This window comes from Ancylobacter tetraedralis (assembly GCF_014195655.1).
Lineage (GTDB): Bacteria > Pseudomonadota > Alphaproteobacteria > Rhizobiales > Xanthobacteraceae > Ancylobacter > Ancylobacter tetraedralis.
In genome coordinates, this window is sequence record NZ_JACICD010000001.1 from 162682 (window position 1) to 184264 (window position 21583).

Consider the following 21583-nt stretch of genomic DNA (forward strand, 5'->3'; position numbering starts at 1 on the left):
GCGCTGTCGCAGGCGGCGACGGGGGAGAGCGCGGTCGAATTGATGGAGGCGCGGGCGACGGTGGAGGCGGCCGTGATCGGCCTGGCCGGCGCCCGATTCACCACCGCGACGTTGCGCGGCCTCAAGCTGACTCTGGAGGCGATGCGGGCGGATATCGAGGAAGGCCGCAAGCCGCTGGAACATGACCGGCAATTCCATCTCGCCATCGCCGCGCAGACCGGCAACAGCGTGATCGTCCGCCTGGTCGGGGAATTGTTCGACGAGCGCCACAGCCCCATCTCGTCCAAGTTTCGCGCGCATTTCGACACGCCGGCCACCTGGCGCCATGCGCTGGCCGAGCACGAGGCCATCCTCGCCGCGCTGGAAGCGCATGACGTGCCGCTGGCGCAGGTGCGGATGCACGCGCATCTGGAGGAATCCAAGCGCCGCTGGATCGAGAGCGAGCCGCGCTGACGCCGCGGCGGGCCTCGGGAGAACACGAAAAATCACGTTGACACTGTCGCTCGCAGCCGGTCGTTTATATATAAAAGACAGTTCCCCGCCGCAGGGCGGGCCGGCTTTCGGCGAGGCTCCGCGCCTGTGCCGGAACGGGCACCGATCGGGTTGACCTTCATGACCACCGCACCGATGACCACCACTCGCTCGACCACCCCGCCGCGCACGCTGCGTCTCAACGCGGCCGACAACGTGCTCATCGCGGTCGACAGCCTCCCCGCCGGGACCGCGCTGGCCGAGGGGATCGTGGCGCTGCGGCACGTGCCCAAGGGCCACAAGATCGCCGCTGCCCCGATCGCCGCGGGCGAGGCGATCCGCAAGTTCGGCCAGATCATCGGCTTTGCCGGCGCCGACATCGCCGCTGGCGACTGGGTGCACGAACACAATGTGCAGATGCAGGAATTCGCCCGCGACTATGCCTTCGCGTCCGAGGCGAAGCCCGATGGCGGCCTGCTGCCGGGCGAGGCGCCGGCCACGTTCGAGGGTTTCCGCCGCGCCGATGGACGGGTCGGCACGCGCAACTATATCGGCATCCTGTCCTCGGTGAACTGCTCGGCCACGGTGGCGGAGTTCATCGCCGACGCGGTGACTCGCTCCGGCATGCTGGACGCCTACCCCAATATCGACGGCGTCGTCGCCTTCACCCACGGCACGGGCTGCGGCATGGGTGCGAAGGGCGAGGAGTTCGATATTCTCGCCCGGACCCAATGGGGCTATGCCAGCCACCCGAACTTCGCCGCCGTGCTGCTGGTCGGGCTGGGCTGCGAGGTGTTCCAGATCGGGCGGCTGAAGAAGGAATACGGCATCGTCGAGGGGCCGCATTTCCAGAGCCTGACCATCCAGGAGACCGGTGGCACCCGAAAGTCGATCGAGGCCGGCGTCGCCAGGATCCGCGAGATGCTGCCCGCCGCCAACGCCGTCCACCGCGAGACCGTGCCGGCCTCCGAACTGGTGCTGGCGCTGCAATGCGGCGGCTCGGACGGCTATTCCGGCCTCACCGCCAACCCGGCGCTGGGCGCGGCGGTGGACCTTCTCGTGCGCCATGGCGGCACCGCCATCCTCTCCGAGACGCCGGAAATCTTCGGTGCCGAGCACCTGCTCACCCGCCGCGCCGAGAGCGAGGCGGTCGGGCGCAAGATCGTCGATCTCATCGAGTGGTGGACCGACTATGCCGCCCGCTCCGGCGGCGAGCTCAATAACAACCCGTCGCCCGGCAACAAGGCGGGCGGGCTCACCACCATTCTGGAAAAGTCGCTCGGCGCGGTCGCCAAGGGCGGCACCTCGACCCTGCGCGGGGTCTATCGCTATGCCGAGCGGATCGACCGCCACGGCTTCGTCTACATGGACACGCCGGGCTATGATCCGGTCGCGGCGACGGGCCAGGTCGCGGGTGGGGCGAATGTGCTGTGCTTCACCACCGGGCGCGGCTCGGCCTATGGCTGCAAGCCCACCCCCTCGATCAAGCTCGCCACCAATTCCGACCTCTTCGCCCGGATGGAAGAGGACATGGATATCAATTGCGGCGACGTGCTGGACGGCGTGTCGATCGAGGAGAAGGGCCGCGAGATCTTCCAGCTGGTGCTCGACATCGCGTCCGGCCGGCGCTCCAAGTCCGAGCTGCTCGGCTATGGCCGCAACGAGTTCGTGCCCTGGCAGATCGGCGCGGTGATGTGAGCCGCGCCGATCTCCCGCTGGTGCGGCTATGGGCCGACGCAGACCGGCGCGCGCCCCAGCCGCGGCTGGCCGACCTCGGCCGCGTAGGCGCGAAAGCCCAGCTCGTCCAGCAGGAGGATGCGGTAGCAGGGATTGCCGCCGGTCCACCACGGCGCGGGCTCGTCGATATCGGTGATGAAACGGTGCGCGCAGGCCTGCCCCGAACTATAGGCGAAGCCCTCGGGCGAGGTGCCGGCCAGCGGCACGTGGATATGGCCGAACACGATGTGGCGCACGCCGCCCACATGGGCGCATAGCCGCGCCATCAACGGCCCGGCGTCGTGCAGGCCGATATGCCGGAAATGCGCGAGCCCGTCCGGCACCGGCGGATGATGGATGAACAGGGTGACGGGATCCTCGCCCGCCCCGGCCAGCGCCATGTCGAGAAATTTGAGGCGGTCCGCGCCATAGCGCCCGCCGATCAGGCCGGCCTCATGCGTGTCGAGGAACAGAAGCCGGCCGAAGGGCGTGTCGAGGAAGGACTGCACGTAGCCCGCTGCGTCGCGCGGCGCCTGCGGGAATGCCGCCTGGAAGGCCGGGCGCCGGTCGTGATTGCCCAGCATCAGCCGCACCGGCATGGCGAGCGAGCCGAGGATTTCGCGCAGCAGCGCGTAGGCTTCCGGGTCGCCGTCATTGCACAGGTCGCCGGTGATGACGAGGAGGTCGGCATCGGCATGGCGCGCCGCAATATCGGCGACGGCGCGGCGCAGCTGGTCCGCGGGATCGAGGCCGTGGAGCCGCTCGCCGGGGGGGACCAGATGGGTATCGGTGATCTGGATGATCTTCATTGTCGGCTCCGCAACGGGAAAGCGGGGGCCTCGGCCCCCGCTCCGCTTCTTCTTTGATCGCGTGGTCTGATCACTTCATCAGGGCGTTGGTCTTGTCGACGATCTGCTTCAGCCCTTCCTCGGGGGTGATCTCGCCGCGCATCACGGTACCGATGATGTCGCGCTGCGTGCGCCAGATGCGCACGGAATCGCCGCCGGGATAGCCGGCCCAGGGCCGCGACTTGTCGGCCTGCCGGGCGGCGGTGGCGACATTGGGATGCTCGGCGTAATAGGGCGCCAGATAATCCGGGCCGGTGGCGCGCTTGTTGGTGGGGAGGTAGCCGGTGATGCGCACGATGATGTTCTGCGCCTCGGGCCCGGTCACCCATTTCAGGTATTTCCAGGCGGCCGCCTGCTTGGCCTTGTCCTGGGTGAGGATCACCGCCGCATTGCCACCGGTGGGCACGCCGCCCTTTTCCTTATTGTCGAGCGGGAAGGTCGCGGTCTTCAGCTCGAAGCGGGTGCCGACCAGTCCTTCGATGGTCTGCACATGCGCCGGGGTAGAGAAGACGAAGCCGGTGAGGCCGGCCCCGAACTGCTGGCGCGACTGGTCCCAGTCCAGCACCTGCTGCCCGCCCTCGGTCACGAACTGACGGGTATATTTCAGCGCCGTGAGGCCGATCTCGTTGTCGAAGGCCACCTTGTTGGTCTTGGGGTCGACCAGCTCGCCGCCCTGCTCGAAGACGAGCGACTGCCACAGCCAGTCATCCGGCCAGCCGCCAATGTCATAGGCCATGCCGGCGACCTTGGGATCCTGTTCATGGATCTTCCGGGCCAGCGCGATCAGCTCGGGGAAGGTGGTGGGCATGTGGTCGGGGTCGCCGCCGGCTTTGCGCACCAGATCGGCATTGATGTACAGGATCGGCGAGGAGGCGTTGACCGGCAGGCCATACTGCACGCCGTCCACCTTGCCGAGCGCGGCCATCTGCGGCGCGAAATTGGCGTCCATGAAGGCCTCGCCGCCATCGGCCGCGATCAGCGGTTCGAGGCTGAGAATCTGGTCGCGGGCTTTAAGCGTGTGCACCAGTTCGCCCAGCAGGTTGTAGCCGGAGAAGAATACGTCCGGCGCCTGCCCGGTCACGGCGGCGCGCAGCACCTGCTGGTGGCCGTCATTATAGCCCGGCGCCGGAGCGAGGAAGCTGATCTTGATGTCCGGGTTGCGCTTCTGGAACTCCTCGGCGAGGGGCTGGTGGAAGCGGGTGAAGCCCGGCAGGTTGTAGAGCACGTTGAGGGTGATGTCCTCGGCCGAGGCCGGCACGGCGAGGCCCGGTGCGGCGAGGCTGAGCGCGAGGGCGCCGGCCGCGAGGCGGTGCGAAAGCGACATGGGGTCTCCGTTATCGCAAAGGGGGCTGACGGGGTGAGAGGGGCGGGCGTCTTGCCGGCGCGTTACTTGACGCCGGTCATGGTGATGCCGGCGATGAAGTGGCGGCGGGCGATGAGGAAGCACAGCACCATCGGCGCGGTGACGATGGCGGCGCCGGCCATCAGCGCTCCGTAGTCGGCGCCCGATTCCGCATCGGAAAACAGCAGCATGCCGAGCGGGGGCGGGGCGAGGGCGGTGTCGGACACCACGATCATCGGCCAGTAGAGATCGTTCCAGTGCGCCACGATGGAGAAGACCGAGAAGGCCGCGAGGGCGGGCAGCGAGCCGCGCATCACCAGCCCCCAGCAGATTTCCATCTCGGTGAACCCGTCGAGCCGCGCCGCCTCGATCACCTCGTCGGGATAGGAGCGGAAGGACTGGCGGAACAGGAAGATGGCGAAGACGGAGAGGAAGAACGGCGCCATCTGCGCGAAATAGGTGTTGAGCAACTGCACCTTCGCCAGACCCACGAAGAGCGGCAGCGCCAGCGCCTGGATCGGCACGCACAGCGCCGCGATCACTACCGCGAGCAGCAACCTTCGGCCGGGAAAGCGCAGCTTGGCGAGCGCATAGGCAGCCGGCACGGCGGTGGCCACCTGCACCACGAGGATGCCCGCGCAGACGATGAGGCCGTTGAGCATGAAGCGCGCCATCGGCGCCTGCGCGGCGGCGCGGGCATAGTTCGCGACGCCGGCGAAATTCTCGGGGATCGGCCAGAGCGAGACGTTGAAGATCTCCGCCGGCGGGCGGATCGAGGTGAGCACCATCCAGTAGAACGGCAGCAGCATCACCCCCGCGCCGAGCGCCAGCACGGCATGGGGCAGCAGGCGTGCAAGCAAGCGTGCAAGCAGGCGGCGGGACGGCAGGCGGCGGGGCGCGGCGACCATCAGTAATGCACCTTGCGGTCGAGATGGAGCGTCTGCCAGATCGACAGGATGAGGATGAGCGCGAGGAACAGCAGGGTCAGCGCCGCGGCGTAGCCGGTTTCCGAGTACTCGAAGCCTTCGAGATAGAGCGCGTAGAGCAGCGTCTCCGAGCCCGAGCCGCCCTTGGTGAGCACGGCCACGGTCTCGAACACCTTGAAGGCGGTGATGGAGGTCGTGACCACCACGAACATCGTCGTTGGCCCCAGCATTGGCCATGTCACGGTCAGGAAGCGGTCGATCGGGCTCTTCGCGCCGTCGAGCCGGGCGGCCTCATTCAGGTCCTTCGGGATGCCGGTCAGGCCCGCGAGGAACAGCACCATGTTGAAGCCGAGCACCTGCCAGATGCCGATCACCGCCAGGGTCGGGATCATCAGCGAGGGCGTCGCCAGGAAGGACACCGGCGCATAGCCCAGCGCCCGTATCGCCGCGTTCACCGGGCCGAGCGAGGGGTGCAGCAGGAACTGCCAGACGGTCGCCATGGCGACCAGCGTCGCCGTGACGGGCAGGAAATACGCGATCTCCCAGAAGGGGCGGCTGCGCCGGCGCCCCTGCACCAGCAGCGCCACGCCCAGTGCGAGGCCGACGCCGCAGGGAATGACGATCACCGCATAGAGCATGGTGTTTGCGAGGGCGCGCCGGAATACCGGGTCGTGGAACGCCTGCACGAAGTTCTCCAGCCCGATGAAACGGGTGGAGACGGCGCCGAGCTTGTAGTCGGTCAGGCTGAAGCCGCCCAGCACGAGGAGCGGCACGATATAGGTCGCCAGCAGCAGCAGCGCCGCCGGCGCCGCGAATACGAGCCCCCGGCGCATCATCCGCCGTTCGGCCCGCGAGCGGCGTGTGGCGGCCGCGCCGGTGGAGGGAAGAACGAGATCGAGCGCGCTCATGCCGCCGCCTGCCGCCGCTCGCGCAGCGCGAGCCGCGCGCCGTCGGCGCCGAACAGATGCGCGCGCCCGGCATGGAAGCCCAGCGCCACCGTGCCGTCCGCTCCGGGAATCGGCTCCTCGTCGGCGCGCTGGCGCAGGGTGAGGGTGGGCGCGGATCGATCGAGGATTTCGAGCGTCACATAGCGATCGGCGCCATGATGCTCGGTGCGCAGGATGCGGGCGGGCGAGCCATTGGCGACGAAGCGCAGATCCTCCGGGCGCAGTCCGAGCGTCGCCGGCCCGCGCTTGCCCTGCGGCGCCTCGAGGCCAAGATCACGCCCGAGGCCGGAAATGCGGCCCGTGCCGTCGATCTCGACCGGGAGAAGATTAATGGCCGGCGTGCCGATGAAGCGCGCCACGCCGAGCGAGGCGGGTCGCTCATAGAGTTCGGCCGGCGTGCCCAGCTGCAGGATGCGCCCGGCCTCCATCAACGCCACCCGGTCGGACATCGTCATCGCCTCGGTCTGATCGTGGGTGACGTAGACGAAGGTGGCGCCGAGCCGGCGATGCAGGCCGGCCAGTTCCTCGCGCATATGGGCGCGCAGCTTGGCGTCGAGATTCGACAGCGGCTCGTCCATCAGGAAGGCGGCGGGTGCGCGCACCAACGCCCTCGCCAGCGCGACACGCTGGCGCTGGCCGCCGGAAAGCTGAGCCGGCTTGCGGTCCAGCAACGGGCGGATCTGCAGCGCCTCGGCGGCGTCTTCCACGGCGCTGGCGATCTCGCGCCGGGTCGCCTCCAGCCCCGGCACCAGCCGGCCGATCGCCGGCAGTCGTGCCGCCAGCGGCAGGCGGCGCATCCGGAGCGGCGTCGCGATGTTCTGGCGCACGCTCATGTGCGGGTAGAGCGCGTAACTCTGGAACACCATGGCGATGTTGCGGTCGCTCGGATCGACCTCGGTCACGTCCTGCCCGCCGATCGCCACCGAGCCGCGATCCGGCGTCTCCAGCCCGGCGATGATGCGCAGCAGGGTGGACTTGCCGCAGCCGGACGCGCCGACCAGCGAGAGGAACTCGCCGGGCCGGATGGCAAGATCGATGTTTTCCAGCACATCGGCGCCGCCGAAGCTTTTGCCGATCCCGACCAGGTCAAGTGATTGGGGTGTCATGCCGCGCTCCCGGTTTCAGAGGCGCGTCTTTGTCCCGTTGTGCGACAGAGGCATGACATTCCGTAGAACGGCGCGTGACAATCCGTGGATCGTCTGCGTGAATCGTTCAAACGTCTGCCGCCGTGATTATCTACATTTTCCGCTTCGCACGGCGCGCAGGATTTTCACTTCGGCGTCGATATCAGACTTTTGTCGATACTCACGCTGGGTCATGCCCGTCGTCCATTGTCGGACACGCGAAGCCGGCGAAGGAAGGGTATCGGTGGAGTCTGTCGTTCAGACGGGGCTTCGGGGGCCGCGCCGTTCGGCTCGCAGGGACGGTTCACGCATCAACGCGGGCGCCGCCAGAGGTGCGGCGCCCCGGCTTGCATCGGCCGGTAAAGGATGGAGCCCGGAAGGGCGCGGCAGACATGGGCCCTCGCAGGGCTGTCTGGCGCGCGGGTGGGGGGGTGGATGCGGATCGGGGGGCAGGCAAGCTGAGCCCTCCCCCGCGCCGCTTGGGAGCGCGGGGGAGGATTTCTCGCGTCAGGCCAGCAGGTCGTAGCGATCGGCGTTGGCGACCTTGGCCCAGGCGGCCACGAAGTCGTGCACGAACTTCTCGCCGGCGTCGTCCTGGGCATAGACCTCGGCATAGGCGCGCAGGATCGAGTTCGAGCCGAACACGAGGTCCACGCGGGTGGCGGTCCACTTCAGCGCGTCGGTCTTGCGGTCACGGATCTCGTAGAGGCCGTTGCCCGCCTTCTTCCACGCGTTGTTCATGTCGGTCAGGTTGACGAAGAAGTCGTTCGTCAGCGCGCCTTCGCGATCGGTGAACACACCGTGCTTGGAGCCGCCGTGATTGGCGCCCAGCACGCGCAGGCCGCCGAGCAGCACGGTCAGTTCCGGGGCCGTGAGGTCCTGAAGCTGCGCACGGTCGAGCAGAAGCTCCTCCGGGGTGACGATGTAGTCCTTCTTCAGCCAGTTGCGGAAACCGTCATGGATCGGCTCCAGCACGCTGAACGAGGCGGCATCGGTCTCGGCGTCCGTGGCATCGCCGCGGCCGGGCGAGAACGGCACGGTCACGTCGAAGCCCGCGGCCTTCGCCGCCAGTTCGACGCCGACATTGCCGGCCAGCACGATGACGTCGGCGACGCTGGCGCCGGTCTCCGCCGCGATCGGCTCCAGAACGCCGAGCACCTTGGCGAGGCGGGCCGGCTCGTTGCCTTCCCAGTCCTTCTGCGGGGCGAGGCGGATGCGCGCGCCATTGGCGCCGCCGCGCTTGTCGGAGTGGCGGAAGGTGCGGGCGCTGTCCCACGCGGTCGACACGAGTTCGCCGATGGTCAGGCCGCTGTTGAGGATCTTGGCCTTCACCGCGACGATGTCATAGCCGGTGGGGCCGACCGGAACCGGGTCCTGCCAGATCAGGTCTTCGGCCGGCACGTCCGGGCCGAGATAGCGCGCCTTCGGGCCGAGATCGCGATGCGTCAGCTTGAACCACGCGCGGGCGAACACCTCGGAGAAATAGGCCGGGTCGTTCTTGAACCGCAGCGAGATTTCCCGATAGATCGGGTCGACCTTCATCGCCATGTCGGCGTCGGTCATCATCGGGTTGTGGCGGATCGAGGGGTCGCTGGCGTCGACCGGCCGATTCTCTTCCCGGATGTTGATCGGCTCCCACTGCCAGGCGCCCGCCGGGCTCTTGCGCAGCTCCCATTCATGGTTGAACAGCATCTCGAAGAAGCCGTTGTCCCATTTGGTGGGGTGGGTGGTCCAGGCGCCTTCGAGGCCGCTGGTGACGGCGCGGCTGGCCTTGCCGCCCTGGTCCGGGTTGTGCCAGCCCAGGCCCTGCTCCTCGACATCCGCGCCTTCCGGGCTCGGGCCGAGCACCGTGGCGCTGCCATTACCGTGGGTCTTGCCGACCGTGTGGCCGCCGGCGGTGAGGGCGACGGTTTCCTCGTCGTCCATCGCCATGCGGGCGAAGGTCTCGCGCACCTGCGCGGCGGTCTTCAGCGGGTCCGGCTTGCCGTTCACGCCCTCGGGATTGACGTAGATGAGGCCCATCTGCACGGCGGCGAGCGGGTTTTCCATCGTCGAGGGAACGTCGACATTCTCGTAGCGCTCGTCGCTGGGCGCGAGCCATTCCTTCTCGGCGCCCCAGTAGACGTCCTTCTCGGGGTGCCAGATATCCTCGCGGCCGAAGCCGAAGCCGAAGGTCTTCAGGCCGAAGGACTCATAGGCCACCGTGCCGGCATAGGCGATGAGGTCCGCCCAGCTCAGCTTGTTGCCGTACTTCTTCTTGATCGGCCACAGCAGGCGGCGGGCCTTGTCGAGGCTGGCATTGTCCGGCCAGGAATTCAGCGGGGCGAAGCGCTGGTTGCCGGTGCCGGCGCCACCGCGCCCGTCGGCGAGGCGATAGGAGCCGGCCGCGTGCCAGGTCATGCGGATGAACAGGCCGCCATAATGCCCCCAGTCCGCCGGCCACCAATCCTGGCTGTCGGTCATCAGGGCGTGGAGGTCCTTCTTCAGCGCCTCGAAATCGAGTGTCTTGACCGCTTCGCGGTAGTTGAACTCCCGGCCCAGCGGGTTGGTCTTGGTGTCATGCTGGGACAGGATGTCGAGGTTGAGGGATTTCGGCCACCAATCCGTGTTGGACTGGCCGGTCTCGGTGATCGCACCATGCAGAACCGGGCATTTGCCGGCCGGCTTCTTCGTTATGTCGTCCATTCTGCTCTCCGCCAGTGACTGCGCGCTTGCGCGCTCAACGATGCACCCGCCGCCCACCGCGCCGTCGCTTCCAATCGCACGGTCGGCGGCGTCGAATTCCGTCTGCCGCAGACGTCTACTTCAGAAACATCATAATGAAAATTTGCATTTTCTAATCATCGCGATATGAAGAACTTATGACCGAGATCTCCATGAAGCATCTGCGCTATTTCGAGGCGCTGGCCCAGCATGGCCATTTCGGGCGCGCGGCCGAGGCTTGCGCCATCTCGCAACCCGCGCTCTCCCTGCAGATGAAAGAGCTTGAGGAACTTCTCGGCGCACCGCTCGTGGAGCGGGGCTCGCGGCGTATCCGCCTCACCCCGCTCGGCGAGGATTTCGCGGTTCGCGCGCGCGAGATCCTGAGGGCGGTGGACGAACTTCACGCTCTGGCCCGCGCCTCGCACGGGCCGCTGGCCGGGCGCCTGCGCATCGGCGTGATTCCCACCGTGGCGCCCTATCTGTTGCCGATGGTCATCCAGCGTCTGGCGGTGAGTTTCCCCGAACTGGACGTGCGCCCGCGCGAAATGGTGACGCAGAAGCTGATCGAGGGGCTGGTGGAGGGGCGGCTCGACACCGCGATCGTCGCCCTGCCGGTGTCGGAGCCGGCGCTGGCCGAATATGCCCTGTTCGACGAGGAATTCATTCTGGTGCGCCCGCGCGAGGACGCGGACAAGCCGGTGCCCAGTTCCGACATGCTGCGCGAGATGCGCCTGCTGCTGCTGGAAGAAGGACATTGCTTCCGCGAGCAGGCGATTTCCTTCTGCAACATGCCCTCCAGTGCCGCACGCGACCTCATGGAAGGCAGTTCGTTGACCACGCTGGTGCAGATGGTGGGCGCCGGGATCGGCGTCACGCTGGTGCCGCGAATGGCGGTGCCGGTGGAAACGCGCTCGGCTTTCGTCTCGGTCGCCCGGCTGCCGCAGCCGCGTCCCTATCGCACGGTCGGCATGGTCTGGCGCAAGAGCAATCCGCTGGCCGAGCAGTTCCAGCACATTGCCGGCATCGTGCGCGATATCGGCCTCGTTGGCACGCGAAGCGCCGGCATGGGGCCGAAGGCCGGCGTTTTGGAAAGTGGGGCCGAGGGTGGGGCGGAGCTTGCGCTGCGGGATCTGCCGCACGGCTGATGCCCCTGCCCGGGCGGCCCGCCAGCGCGACTTTTACCCTTCGTTAACCATGACGCACGCATGCTCGCGCGAGGTTTGGCCCCGATGCCGGGGCTCGGCGGTCATTCGAGCGGGACGACGCGAACATGCTGACGAGACCGCAGCGAGCCGGGCGCGGAAGTGGAAGATGGCTGCGCCCCTCGCTTGCCGTACTCGCGGTTCTGCTCGCGTTTCCCGCACAGGCGGCCGACATTGCCTGCGACCTCACCGCCACGGCGCTGAGCTGCGCGGGATCGGCCACCGGCACGGATTCCACCGCCATCGGTGAAAGTGCCGAGGCGACACAGGCGAGCGCCACGGCCGTCGGGCAGGGCGCCAAGGCGTTTGGCACGAATTCCAGCGCGTTCGGCCAGCTTTCCGTCGCCAACGGCGTGTCCTCCACCGCCATCGGGCAAAACAGCGCGGCCAATGGCGCGTCCTCCACGGCGGTCGGCCGCAGCGCCGCCGCCAATGCCGACCAGACCACGGCGGTGGGCACCGAGGCCAGCGCGAACGCCGTGGCCGCCACCGCTGTCGGTCAGGGATCGAGCGCCAACGGGCTGAACGCCACCGCGATCGGGCAGGGCGCCACCGCCAATCTCGATTACACCACGGCGGTTGGCTCGGGTGCCGCCGCGCAGGGCACCAACGCCTCCGCCTTCGGCTATGGCGCGCAGGCCAATGCCAGCGCGGCCACCGCCCTCGGCCAGGGGGCGAGCGCCAGCGCCGAGCAATCCACCGCGGTCGGGCAGGGCGCCACGGCCAACGGCACGGGTTCCACCGCGCTCGGCCAGCAGGCCATCGCCAATGGGGTGAGCTCCACGGCGCTGGGCCAGAACGCCACGGCCAACGCGCAGGGCTCCACCGCCGTCGGCAGCATCGCTGCCGCCAATGCCGCGAACTCGACGGCGCTCGGCTGGAATTCCACCGCCAACGGCGTCAACTCCACCGCGCTCGGCCAGGGCTCCATCGCCGCGTCGCAAGGCTCGACCGCGGTCGGCCAGAGCGCCAATGCCTCGGCGGCCTATGGCACGGCGGTGGGCAACGGCGCCAACGCCTCGTTCGAGAGTTCGACCGCCATCGGCAGTGGCGCGACCACCACGCGCGCCAACCAGGTGGCGCTCGGCACGGCCTCCAGCACCTATACGATGCCGGGCCTCACCTCGTCGGCCAGCCGAGCGGCGCAGTCCGGCGCGGTGCAGGTGGTGACGACCGATGCCGCGGGCAACCTCGCCTCGGCCTCGCTCGGCGACCTCTACAATCTCGACGGCGTCTATCAGCAGCTCGATCGTGTGCAGGAAGGCGTCGCCATGGCGATGGCCATGGACACGCCGAACCTGCCGGCCGGCAAGGATATGGCGCTGAGCGCGCAATGGGGCACGTTCGGCGGGCAGAATGCCATGGCGCTGTCCGGCATCGCCCGGCTGATGGACGACACGCTGTTCTTTACCGGCGGCATCGGATTCGGCCTGAAGGAGGGCACGATCGGCGGCAAGGCGGGGCTTGTCATGGCATGGTGAGCGTTCGCCCCTCGACGATCGCCCTCGCCGTGGCCTTTGGGCTCATGCTGGTGCCACCGGCTCTGACCGCGCTGCCCGCCGGCTTCGCCACCTCGGCCGCGCCATCGCCCGCCAATCCCGTCGCCGCGAGCACCGCGCCCGTCCTCGCGCCGGTCTCGGCATCGGGTGGGGCGCTGCAGGTTCCGCCGGCGCCGGTTCTGCTCGCGCTGCTGCGCGGAACGCTCGCCGCGGTGAACCAGGCCAATGTCACCGGCAATTATTCCGTGCTGCGCGACCTCGGCGCGCCGGCCTTCCGCGAGAACTACAACGCGGCGGAACTGGCCGACCGCTTCCGGGCGTGGCGCGACAATTCGCTGGATTTCGCCGCCGTGCTGCTGCTTGACGCCAAGCTCGCCCGCGCGCCCGCCGTCGACGCGGACGGCGTGTTGCGGCTGGTCGGCTTCTTCCCCACCACGCCCCTGCGCATCGGCTTCGACCTCGGCTTCGAGGCGGTTGGCGGCAATTGGCGGCTCGCGACCATCTCGGTCGATGCGCGGCGGGTCGATACGCCCCCGGTGGAGGTCACGCCCGCCGACGCCCCGCCCGCCAAAACCCAGCCGGTCAATGCCCCGCAGGCCTCGGCACCGCCAGCGGGTGGCGCGCCGCAGGGCGTCGCGTCGTCGGGGCAGAAGGACATGTCCCGGCTGTCGCCCAAACCCGCCATGGTCGCGATCGCCACCGAGTCCCCGGCCGTGCCGACCGTCGCCGCGCCGACGGTCAAGGTGATGACCGTGCGCGCCGCGACGGATCCGCTGCTCAAGGCCGGCTCGCTCGACGCGCCGGCTCCCGCGCCGCTTCCGGTCCCGAATCCGCCCGGTACGGTGGCCAAGACGGCGGAAAAGACGGCGACCAAGACGGGGGCCAAGGACGTTTCTGCGAAGGAAGCGCCTCCCAAGCCGGCTACCCGAACCATGCCCGCCCGGGCTGCTGTCGCAAACGGCGCGCCGCCGGCCGCGAAGCACGAACCTTTCGCGATGAATGAACCGGCCCGCGCGCCCGTGCCGTTCGACATGGGCTCGGCGTCGGGTGGCGGGCTTTACTGACGGCGCGGACGCGCCTCAGACAGGGTCGTCGGAGGGCGCCTGCGTATAGCGGCGCACCACCCAGGAGCGGAACAGCGCGACGGCGGGGTCGACCATGTCGTCGGGATGCACGGTGAGGTAATAGCCGAACCCGCTCGCGCAGGTCGTGTCCGGGAAGGGCGTCACCAGCCGGCCGCCGGCGATGTCGGCCGCGAACATGTCGGGATCGACCAGCGTCACGCCGCCGCCCGCCACCGCGCATTGCACCGCCAGCACCTCGGATTCGAAGGCGAGCCCGCGCTGCACGCCGATATCGAGCCCGTTATGGCGGGCATAGACGGACCAGAACGTGCTGTAGGGCTCGCCCTCCAGCTTGACGTGCAGCAATTCGGTGCTGCGCAGAAATTCGGCGAGATCGAGCCCCTCCGCCCGCGCCGCGATCTCTGGCGTGCAGGCCGGCGTCTGGCTGACCATCCATAAAGGATCGCGGATGGCGTCGCCCAGATGCGGCCTGTCGAACACGACCGCGAGATCGACGCTGCGCCCCGCCGGCAGTCCGATGCCGTTGCTGCTCGACACGTCGATCGGCAGGCCCGGAAAGGCACGGCGGAATTCGGCCAGCAGCGTCAGTCCCGCCACATGCAGGAAGGTCGGGGGCATGTGGATCTTGAGCACGCGCCCGGCATGGCCGGGATCGCGCCGCAGCATCTTCATGGTTTCTTCGATGCGGTCGAAGGAATCGGCCACCACCGGCAGCAGCGCCGCGCCGGCGGCGGTCAGCGCCATGCCCTGCGCCCGCCGGTCCAGCAGCCGGCAGCCGAGATATTCCTCCAGTCGCCCGACATGCCGGCTCAGGGCGCTCTGCGAGATATGCAGCGCCGCCGCCGCGCCGGTGAAGCTGAGCCGCCCGCCGACCGCCTCGAAGGCCCGAAGCGCGTTGAGCGGCAGCCACACCCGCCCGCCATCCGGCTCGGCGGCCTCGGGAAGCCGCGCGGCGTCCGCCGCGTCGGGACGAGGAAACGCCGAACCTTTGCCGCCCAAGCCTCTGCCTCCGGACCTTTGCCTACATGCGATAGGTCTATCTAAAAACGTAATTTGAACCGTTCCAGGCCCGATGCCAAGATCGCGCAAAAGGGGAACAGCCATGCTTGATCTGGAACGGATCCGGGCGCTCATCAACGAGCGCAGGCCGGGTTATTCGCTGCCGCAGGAACTCTATAACAGCCCGGACGTCTATGCGTTCGATCTCGACGCCATTTTCGGCCAGTCGTGGATTCTCGCGGGCTTCACCTGCGAGATTCCCCAGCCGCGCGGCTACATGGCGCTCACGGTCGGCCGCTCGCCGGTGGTGATCACCCGCGATCGCGAGGGCGTCTATCGCGCCTTCTACAATTCCTGCCGCCATCGCGGCGCGCAGATCTGCGCCGAGGGCACCGGCGCGCGCGGGCGCCTGACCTGCCCCTATCACCAGTGGGTCTATGATCTCGACGGCTCGCTGGTCCATGCCCGCCACATGCCCGAGACGTTCGACCCCGCCGAGCACGGCCTCCGGCCCGTGCATGTGGAGAATGTCGCCGGCGCGCTGTTCGTGTGCCTCGCTGAAAAGCCGCCGGCCTTCGCCCGCTTCCGGCGCGAGCTGGAGCCGCTGCTCGCGCCCCACCGGCTGGAGGAGGCCAAGCTCGCCTTCCAGAACACGCTGGTCGAGAAAGGCAACTGGAAGCTGGTGATGGAAAATGCCCGCGAGTGTTATCACTGCGGCGTCGGCCATCCCGAACTGTGCCTGACCTTCCCGATCGAGGAAGCCTCCGGCGGGCATTTCGAGGTGGAGGGCGACCCGCGCCATGCCGCCTTTGCCGCCCGGCTGGAAGCGGCGGGGCTCGGCAAGGGGCCCTTCATCGGCCCGTGGTGGCAGATCGAGCGCTTCCCGCTCAACGAGGGCCACCTCTCGCTCACCATTGATGGCGCGCTCGCCTGCACCAAGCTGATGATCGCCGGCGATGAGCCGGATGTCGGCTCGCTGCGCTGGGCCGTGGAGCCGCACAGCTTCTGCCATTCCACCGCCGACACCACGGTCTATTTCAGCGCCATGCCGACCGCTACCGGCGAGACGCTGGTGACGTGCAAGTGGCTGGTGCACAAGGATGCGGTGGAAGGCGTCGACTATGACGTCGAGAAGCTTACCCAGCTGTGGAACGTGACCAACATCCAGGACCGCGACCTCGTCGAGAACAACCAGCGCGGCGTCAACTCGGTCGGCTATGTGCCGGGCCCCTACAGCCCCACGGATGAATCCTACGTGCTGCTCTTCACCGACTGGTACTGCGACAAGGCGATGGACTACATCGCCGCCCGCACCGGCGTCGACGGCCGGCCGATCGATCTGCGCGGCGTCATTTCCGGGGCGGCCGAAGCCGACGCGGAGCCGGCCTTCGCGCCGGGGCTGGCGGCCGATGAGGCTGGGCATGAGGCGGGCGGGCATGAGGCGGGCCGGGCTTGAGCGGGAGTGGCAGTGACGACGTGCGGGGTGTTCGCCACCCCGACACGCTGGCCGTGGGCTACGGCTATGATCCGCAGGATGCGTTCGGCGCCGTCAAGCCGCCGATCGTTCTGACCTCGACCTTCGCCTACCCCTCCGCGGCAGCGGCGAAGCAGGCGCATCGGGACTATTTCGACGGCGCGGCGCCCGGGCGCGAGGCGGGCTTCATCTATGCCCGGCTCGATCATCCGGGCCTCGCTCTGCTGGAAAAGCGCTTCGCCGCGCTGGACGGGGCGGAGGAGGCGGCGGCCTTCGCCTCCGGCATGGCGGCGATTTCCGCCGTGCTGCTCGCCCATCTCAAGCCCGGCGACAGCGTGCTGCACACGCGCCCGCTCTATGGCGGCACGCATGGGCTGCTGCACGGTCCGCTGGCCGGGCTCGGCATCACCGCGGTCGCCATCGGCGACGGCGTCGATGACGCGAGCGTGGCGCAGGCCGTCGAGACGGCATCCGCTCACGGGCCGGTGGGCCTCATTTTCGTGGAGACGCCGGCCAACCCGACCAACGGCATTGCCGATATCGCGCTGATCGCCCGCGCCGCCGACGCACTGGCCGCCCGGCAGGGCGGGCGGCGGCCGGTCGTGGTGGTGGACAACACCTTCCTCGGCTCGCTGCTGCAGGCCCCGCTCGCCCACGGCGCCGATCTGTCCATGACCTCGCTTACGAAATATGCCGGCGGCCACAGCGACCTGATCGGCGGCGCGGTCTCCGGCCCGGCCGCGCTCATCGGCCCCTTGCGGCGGCTGCGCACGCTGCTCGGCACGCATCTCGACCCGTTCACCTCATGGCTCGCCCTGCGCTCGCTGGAGACTTTCCCGCTGCGCAATGCCCGGGCCAATGCCAATGCGGCGGTGGTCGCGGCCTTCCTGCGCGACCATGCCAAGGTGGCGAGTGTGAGCTATCTCGGCTTCCTCAAAGCCGGCACGCCCGCCCGCGCGGTGTTCGACCGGCAATGCACGGGCGCGGGCTCCACCTTCTCCTTCCGCATACGCGGCGGGGAAAGCGAGGCCTTCGCCATGCTCGACCGCCTGCAGGTGTTCCGCATGGCGGTCAGCCTCGGAGGTACCGAGAGCCTGATCTGCCATTCCGCCACCACCACGCATTATTCCGTGCCGCCGGAGATTCGCGCGGAGGTGGGCGTCGACGACGCGACGCTGCGAATCTCGGTCGGCATCGAACACCCGGATGACCTCGTCGCCGATCTCGCTTCAGCATTGGACGCGATTCCATGACCCGCCCCGAGACCCGCCTGATCCTGCCCGCTCCCGACCGCCATTCCATCGCCGGCAAGACCGCGACGCCGGACGAGCATGCCGAACTCGTCGTCATCGGCGCCGGCCCGGCCGGCTGCGCCGCCGCGACCGAGGCCGCCCGCGCCGGCGTGCAGGTGGTGCTGATCGACGAAAACCCGGTCTCGCCCGGACTGATCGGCATGGACGTGCCGTTCCATTTCGGTGGCCGCGCCACCAGCGCGGTGCAGACGCCCGAGCGCCTCGTCGAGCACGTGCTGGAATCCAACCCAGCGCTGGCGGAAGCCTTCGAGCTCGGCGTCGATGTCCGCCTGTCCACCTCGGCCTGGGGCGCCTGGGTGAACGGGCCGGGGCTGCGCTCGCTCGCCACCGGGGTCATCGGCCTGGCCGACGAGGCGCGCAGCTGGACGCTGGGCTTCGACCGATTGATCCTGGCCACCGGCGCGCGCGATCTCAACCTGTCCTTTGCCGGCTCCGATCAGCCCGGCGTGATGGGCGCGCAGGCCCTGCACGCGCTGCTCGTGCGCTACGATGCCTTTGCCGGGCGGCGCCTCGTCATCCTCGGCAGCGGAGAACTCGCCATCGCCACCGCCGAGCTTGCCCGCGCGCGCGGGCTGGAGGTGCTGGCGCTGGTGGAAGCGCGGGACGCGCCGGTGGGCGATGCCGCGCGGCTGGCCGCGCTGGCCGGGCAGGGCGTCGAGATCATCACCGCGCATGTCCCGCTGGCGGCCGAGGGCGGCGCGGATGGCGTCACCGGCATCATTCTGGTGGAGACGTCCGAGCCCGGGCGCCGCCGCACGCTGGCCTGCGACACGGTGTGCCTCGCCGTCGGCGCGGTGCCGGTGATCGAACTGTTCGACGTGCTCGGCGCCGCGCGCGCCATGGTGCCCGAGCGCGGTGGCCACGTGCCGGTGGTCGACGCGCAGGGGGCGACCTCTCTGGCGCATGTCTTCGCCGCCGGCGACTGCACCGGCCTCGGCGGCGATGCCGCGGCGGCGGGACGGAGCGCGGCGCGTGCGGCGCTGGCCTCGCTCGGGCGCCCGGCGGAGGCGCCGGAGGCCGTCTTCCGGCCGGTGGGCCCCGATGCGCTCGCCTATCAGCTCGACTGGACGCGGGCGCTGCTCGCCACCGGCGGGCCGGAGGTGATGGTGTGCCTGTGCGAGGAGGTGACGCGCGGCGAACTGCTCGCCGTGCAGCCGCCGCGCTATCTCGGCTGGAGCTCCAACGCCATCGCCCGGCGCAACCTCGCGACGCTGGCGCAGGATGGCCCGCTCGACCAGGACCAGATCAAGCGCCTCACCCGCGCCTGCATGGGCGCCTGCCAGGCGCGGCGCTGCCGCGAGCAGGTGGCGCTGACCATGGCGCTGGGCGGCGAGGTGCCGGCCACCTCCATCCCGCTCGCCGGCTATCGCGCCCCGGTGCGCCCGCTGCCGCTCGCCGTGCTCGCCGACGGTCACGAGACGGCGGACATGACGGAGAACTGGAACGTGTGGTTCGGCATCGTGACGCAGTGGATTTCCTACGACGACATCGGCACCGCGCGCGAGGATGAGCAGATCCGCGCCGGAATGCCCTATTGAGGATGCCGCTCATGACGAACAAGGGAACATCGGTCGTGGTGGTCGGCGGCGGCGTCACCGGCCTGTCCACCGCGTGGTGGCTGGCGCGCTCGGGCGTCGACGTCACCGTGCTGGAAAAGGGCATTGTCGGCTTCGAGGCGTCGGGCCGCAATGGCGGCGGCTGCACGCATTACCAGAGCCCGCTTTTCCACGAGGAGCAGCGGCTGTGGCCGCAGATGGACGAACTGCTCGGCTATCCCACGGAATATCGCCGCGAGCGCATCGTCTTCCAGGTGGACGAGCGCAAGGCCAATTTCGCCGACGGCCTCTCCATGCGCATTCCCGCCGGCTATGAATGGGAAGTGCTGGACGGCAAGCAGGTGCGCGAGCGCGTGCCGCTGGCCGGCGACAACGCCATTTGCGGCGTGCACCTGCATTTCGGCGGCCATGCCAATCCCCAGCGCACCTCGCAGGCCTATGCCTGGGCCGCGCGCGACCTCGGCGTGGCGATCCACCAGCATGTCGCGGTCTCGGGCTTCGAGACCGCCGGCGGGCGCGTGGTGGGCGTGGAAACCTCGGCTGGCCGGTTCGGCTGCGACGCGCTGGTGATCGCCGCCGGGCCGCAGACCGGCAAGCTCTCCGCCATGCTCGGCAATCCCGTTCCCATGGCGGCGGCCCGGGCGGAGATGATCGTGACCGAGCCGTTGCCGCTGATGCCGACCGGCGGGGTCGACGGCAATGGCCTGTATGGGCGCCAGACGCTGCGCGGCAACCTCGCCTATGGCGGGGGCCCGCATGAATGGTATGACGACACGCCGCTCGACGGCCCGCCGCCGCGCCCCTCGGGCAGCGTGCTGCGCGGCCTGTCGCGGCGCCTCGCCGACCTTCTGCCGCGCGCCGCCCATGCGCGGGTGATCCGCAGCTGGGCCGGGGTGATCGAGAACACGCCGGACGGCCGCCCGGTGATCGAGCGCCTCAGCGCGCCGGACAACGTGACGGTGGCCACCATGTCGAGTGTCGGCTTCGGCCTCTCCCCGGCGAGCGGCCACGCGATCCGCGATCTCGTGCTGGATGGCGTCTGCTCCTTCGCCGACCTCTCCAAGCTGAGCCGCGCCCGTTTCAAAGAACTCTCCGGCGACTGGCGCCGCGACCTCAACTGGCTGCCGCCGCAGCCGGCCACGCCCACCGAAGGAGCGGCTCTCTGATGCCCGGACCTCGCGGAACCGTCATCGTCGTCGGCGCCGGCATTGCCGGCCTGTCCACCGCCTGGGCGCTGGAGCGGCGGGGCTTCCAGGTCTCGGTGTTCGAGCAGGGGCCGATCCCCAACCCGCGCGCCACCTCCTATGACGACCATCGGATCACACGGCACGCCTATGGCGCGCATGAGGGCTACGCCTATCTGATGCCGGAGGCCTTCGCGGTCTATGACCGGATGTTCAAGGAGACCGGCACCGATCATTTCGATCGCTCGAAGGTGATCTATTTCCTGCGCGAGGAGGTCGGCTGGTATGAGCCGACCGTGCGTTCGCTCACCCGCATGGGCTCGGGCTTCCGCGACATCCCGCTCACCGAGGTGGGCGAGCGCTTTCCGATGGTGCAGACCGAGGGGCTGACCCGCGCGGTGGAGACGGATGAGGGCGGCATGCTGTTTCCCATCCGCATCCTCACCGATCTCGTCATCCATCTCGGCAATCGCGGCGTGCGCTTCCATGCCGACAGCCGGGTGGAGGAGGTCGATCCGGAGGCCGGGCGGGTGGTGGCCAATGGCCGCGAATATCGCGCGGACCATGTGGTGATCGCCGCCGGCGCCTGGGTGAACACGCTCACGCCGCTCCTCGCCGACACGGTCGTGGCCTCGCGGCAGGCGGTGATGTATCTCGCTCCGCCGCCGGAACTGGCGCGGGCCTGGGCCGCGGCGCCGGTGCTGATCGACATGGGCGTGGACAGTGGCACCTATACGCTGCCGCCCCGCCGGGGCACCCGCCTCAAGATCGGCGACCATGTCTTCACCCGCGCCGGCGACGCCGATGGCGACCGCCTCGCCACCGATGACGATGTGGCGCGGCTGGAGAGCGCGGCGCGCCTCGGCTATCGCGATTTCGACCGCTATCAGGTGCTGGAGCGCAAGATCTGCTTCTACACGGTCACGCGCGATGATTCCGAGCGTTTCGCGGTGCGTCCCTGGGGCCGGCGCGCGTGGGTGGTGAGTGCCTGCTCGGGCCACGGCTTCAAGCTGGGGCCGCTGGTCGGCGACAGCGTGGCCGCCGCCATTGCCGGCGAACGCGCGGCGGAAGAGACCATCGCCAAGCTGGCCGGCCTGCTGGACCTCGCCGCGCCGGTGCCGGCACCCGCGGCCTGAGCGCGGGCGATCCCTCTTCCCGCGTGGAGAGGGAGCCCCGCCGCCCGGTTCCGCGCCG

17 protein-coding genes are annotated in these 21583 nt (G+C 69.3%); 10 read left to right on the plus strand and 7 right to left on the minus strand.

Translation table 11 applies throughout. The features are described from left to right. Both FHS55_RS00780 and FHS55_RS00785 read left to right on the plus strand, forming a co-directional pair. On the plus strand, positions 1-453 hold a 453-nt coding region (locus tag FHS55_RS00780), incomplete at its 5' end, for a FadR/GntR family transcriptional regulator (RefSeq protein WP_183187779.1). Positions 454-612: 159 nt separating this feature from the next. Continuing rightward, positions 613-2169: a UxaA family hydrolase gene (locus FHS55_RS00785; RefSeq protein WP_246339742.1), complete on the plus strand. Its 1557-nt coding sequence runs from the start codon at positions 613-615 to the stop codon at positions 2167-2169. A 26-nt stretch (positions 2170-2195) separates the two neighbouring features. Here FHS55_RS00785 and FHS55_RS00790 read toward each other — a convergent pair whose 3' ends face one another. From FHS55_RS00790 to katG, 6 genes are all read right to left on the minus strand, one after another. Further along, the gene (locus FHS55_RS00790; RefSeq protein WP_183187780.1) at positions 2196-2996 is read right to left on the minus strand and encodes a phosphodiesterase; all 801 of its coding nucleotides are present in this window, start codon (positions 2994-2996) and stop codon (positions 2196-2198) included. 70 nt (positions 2997-3066) lie between these two features. Further along, entirely contained in the window at positions 3067-4359 is a 1293-nt protein-coding gene (locus FHS55_RS00795) for an ABC transporter substrate-binding protein (RefSeq protein WP_183187781.1), read from the minus strand. A gap of 62 nt (positions 4360-4421) precedes the next feature. Further along, positions 4422-5285, minus strand: a complete 864-nt coding sequence (locus FHS55_RS00800) for a carbohydrate ABC transporter permease (RefSeq protein ID WP_183187782.1) — start codon at positions 5283-5285, stop codon at positions 4422-4424. Continuing rightward, complete coding sequence (locus FHS55_RS00805; RefSeq protein ID WP_183187783.1) at positions 5285-6211, minus strand: carbohydrate ABC transporter permease; 927 nt, start codon at positions 6209-6211, stop codon at positions 5285-5287. The genes FHS55_RS00800 and FHS55_RS00805 overlap by 1 nt, the downstream gene beginning before the upstream one ends. Beyond that, a complete protein-coding gene (locus tag FHS55_RS00810; RefSeq protein ID WP_183187784.1) occupies positions 6208-7356 on the minus strand; it encodes an ABC transporter ATP-binding protein in 1149 nt (382 codons plus the stop codon). The genes FHS55_RS00805 and FHS55_RS00810 overlap by 4 nt, the downstream gene beginning before the upstream one ends. 525 nt (positions 7357-7881) lie before the next feature. Next, positions 7882-10059 (minus strand): catalase/peroxidase HPI, encoded by a 2178-nt coding sequence (katG, locus tag FHS55_RS00815; RefSeq protein ID WP_183187785.1) that lies wholly within the window; start codon positions 10057-10059, stop codon positions 7882-7884. A 176-nt stretch (positions 10060-10235) separates the two neighbouring features. On the opposite strand from katG, the gene FHS55_RS00820 reads away from it, so the two are divergent. From FHS55_RS00820 to FHS55_RS00830, 3 genes are all read left to right on the plus strand, one after another. After that, entirely contained in the window at positions 10236-11222 is a 987-nt protein-coding gene (locus tag FHS55_RS00820) for a hydrogen peroxide-inducible genes activator (RefSeq protein ID WP_183187786.1), read from the plus strand. A gap of 125 nt (positions 11223-11347) precedes the next feature. Beyond that, positions 11348-12760 (plus strand): hypothetical protein, encoded by a 1413-nt coding sequence (locus FHS55_RS00825; protein ID WP_183187787.1) that lies wholly within the window; start codon positions 11348-11350, stop codon positions 12758-12760. Next, the gene (locus tag FHS55_RS00830) at positions 12754-13842 is read left to right on the plus strand and encodes a hypothetical protein (protein WP_183187788.1); all 1089 of its coding nucleotides are present in this window, start codon (positions 12754-12756) and stop codon (positions 13840-13842) included. Before FHS55_RS00825 ends, FHS55_RS00830 begins: the two co-directional genes overlap by 7 nt. A 15-nt stretch (positions 13843-13857) precedes the next feature. Here FHS55_RS00830 and FHS55_RS00835 read toward each other — a convergent pair whose 3' ends face one another. Next, a complete protein-coding gene (locus FHS55_RS00835; RefSeq protein WP_210286803.1) occupies positions 13858-14862 on the minus strand; it encodes a LysR substrate-binding domain-containing protein in 1005 nt (334 codons plus the stop codon). Positions 14863-14965: 103 nt separating this feature from the next. Between FHS55_RS00835 and FHS55_RS00840 the strand changes: the two genes are divergently transcribed. From FHS55_RS00840 to FHS55_RS00860, 5 genes are read left to right on the plus strand one after another with little or no spacing between them, the layout of a single operon-like run. Further along, positions 14966-16318 carry an aromatic ring-hydroxylating oxygenase subunit alpha gene (locus FHS55_RS00840; RefSeq protein ID WP_183187790.1) on the plus strand — a complete coding sequence of 451 codons (1353 nt, stop codon included), beginning with the start codon at positions 14966-14968 and terminating at the stop codon, positions 16316-16318. Further along, positions 16315-17589, plus strand: coding sequence for a cystathionine gamma-synthase family protein (locus FHS55_RS00845; RefSeq protein ID WP_183187791.1), 1275 nt, complete (start codon positions 16315-16317; stop codon positions 17587-17589). Before FHS55_RS00840 ends, FHS55_RS00845 begins: the two co-directional genes overlap by 4 nt. After that, entirely contained in the window at positions 17586-19187 is a 1602-nt protein-coding gene (locus FHS55_RS00850; RefSeq protein ID WP_183187792.1) for an FAD-dependent oxidoreductase, read from the plus strand. Before FHS55_RS00845 ends, FHS55_RS00850 begins: the two co-directional genes overlap by 4 nt. An 11-nt stretch (positions 19188-19198) precedes the next feature. After that, positions 19199-20371, plus strand: coding sequence for an NAD(P)/FAD-dependent oxidoreductase (locus tag FHS55_RS00855; protein ID WP_183187793.1), 1173 nt, complete (start codon positions 19199-19201; stop codon positions 20369-20371). Next, positions 20371-21525 carry an NAD(P)/FAD-dependent oxidoreductase gene (locus tag FHS55_RS00860; RefSeq protein ID WP_183187794.1) on the plus strand — a complete coding sequence of 385 codons (1155 nt, stop codon included), beginning with the start codon at positions 20371-20373 and terminating at the stop codon, positions 21523-21525. The genes FHS55_RS00855 and FHS55_RS00860 overlap by 1 nt, the downstream gene beginning before the upstream one ends. The last annotated feature ends 58 nt before the right edge of the window (positions 21526-21583 follow it).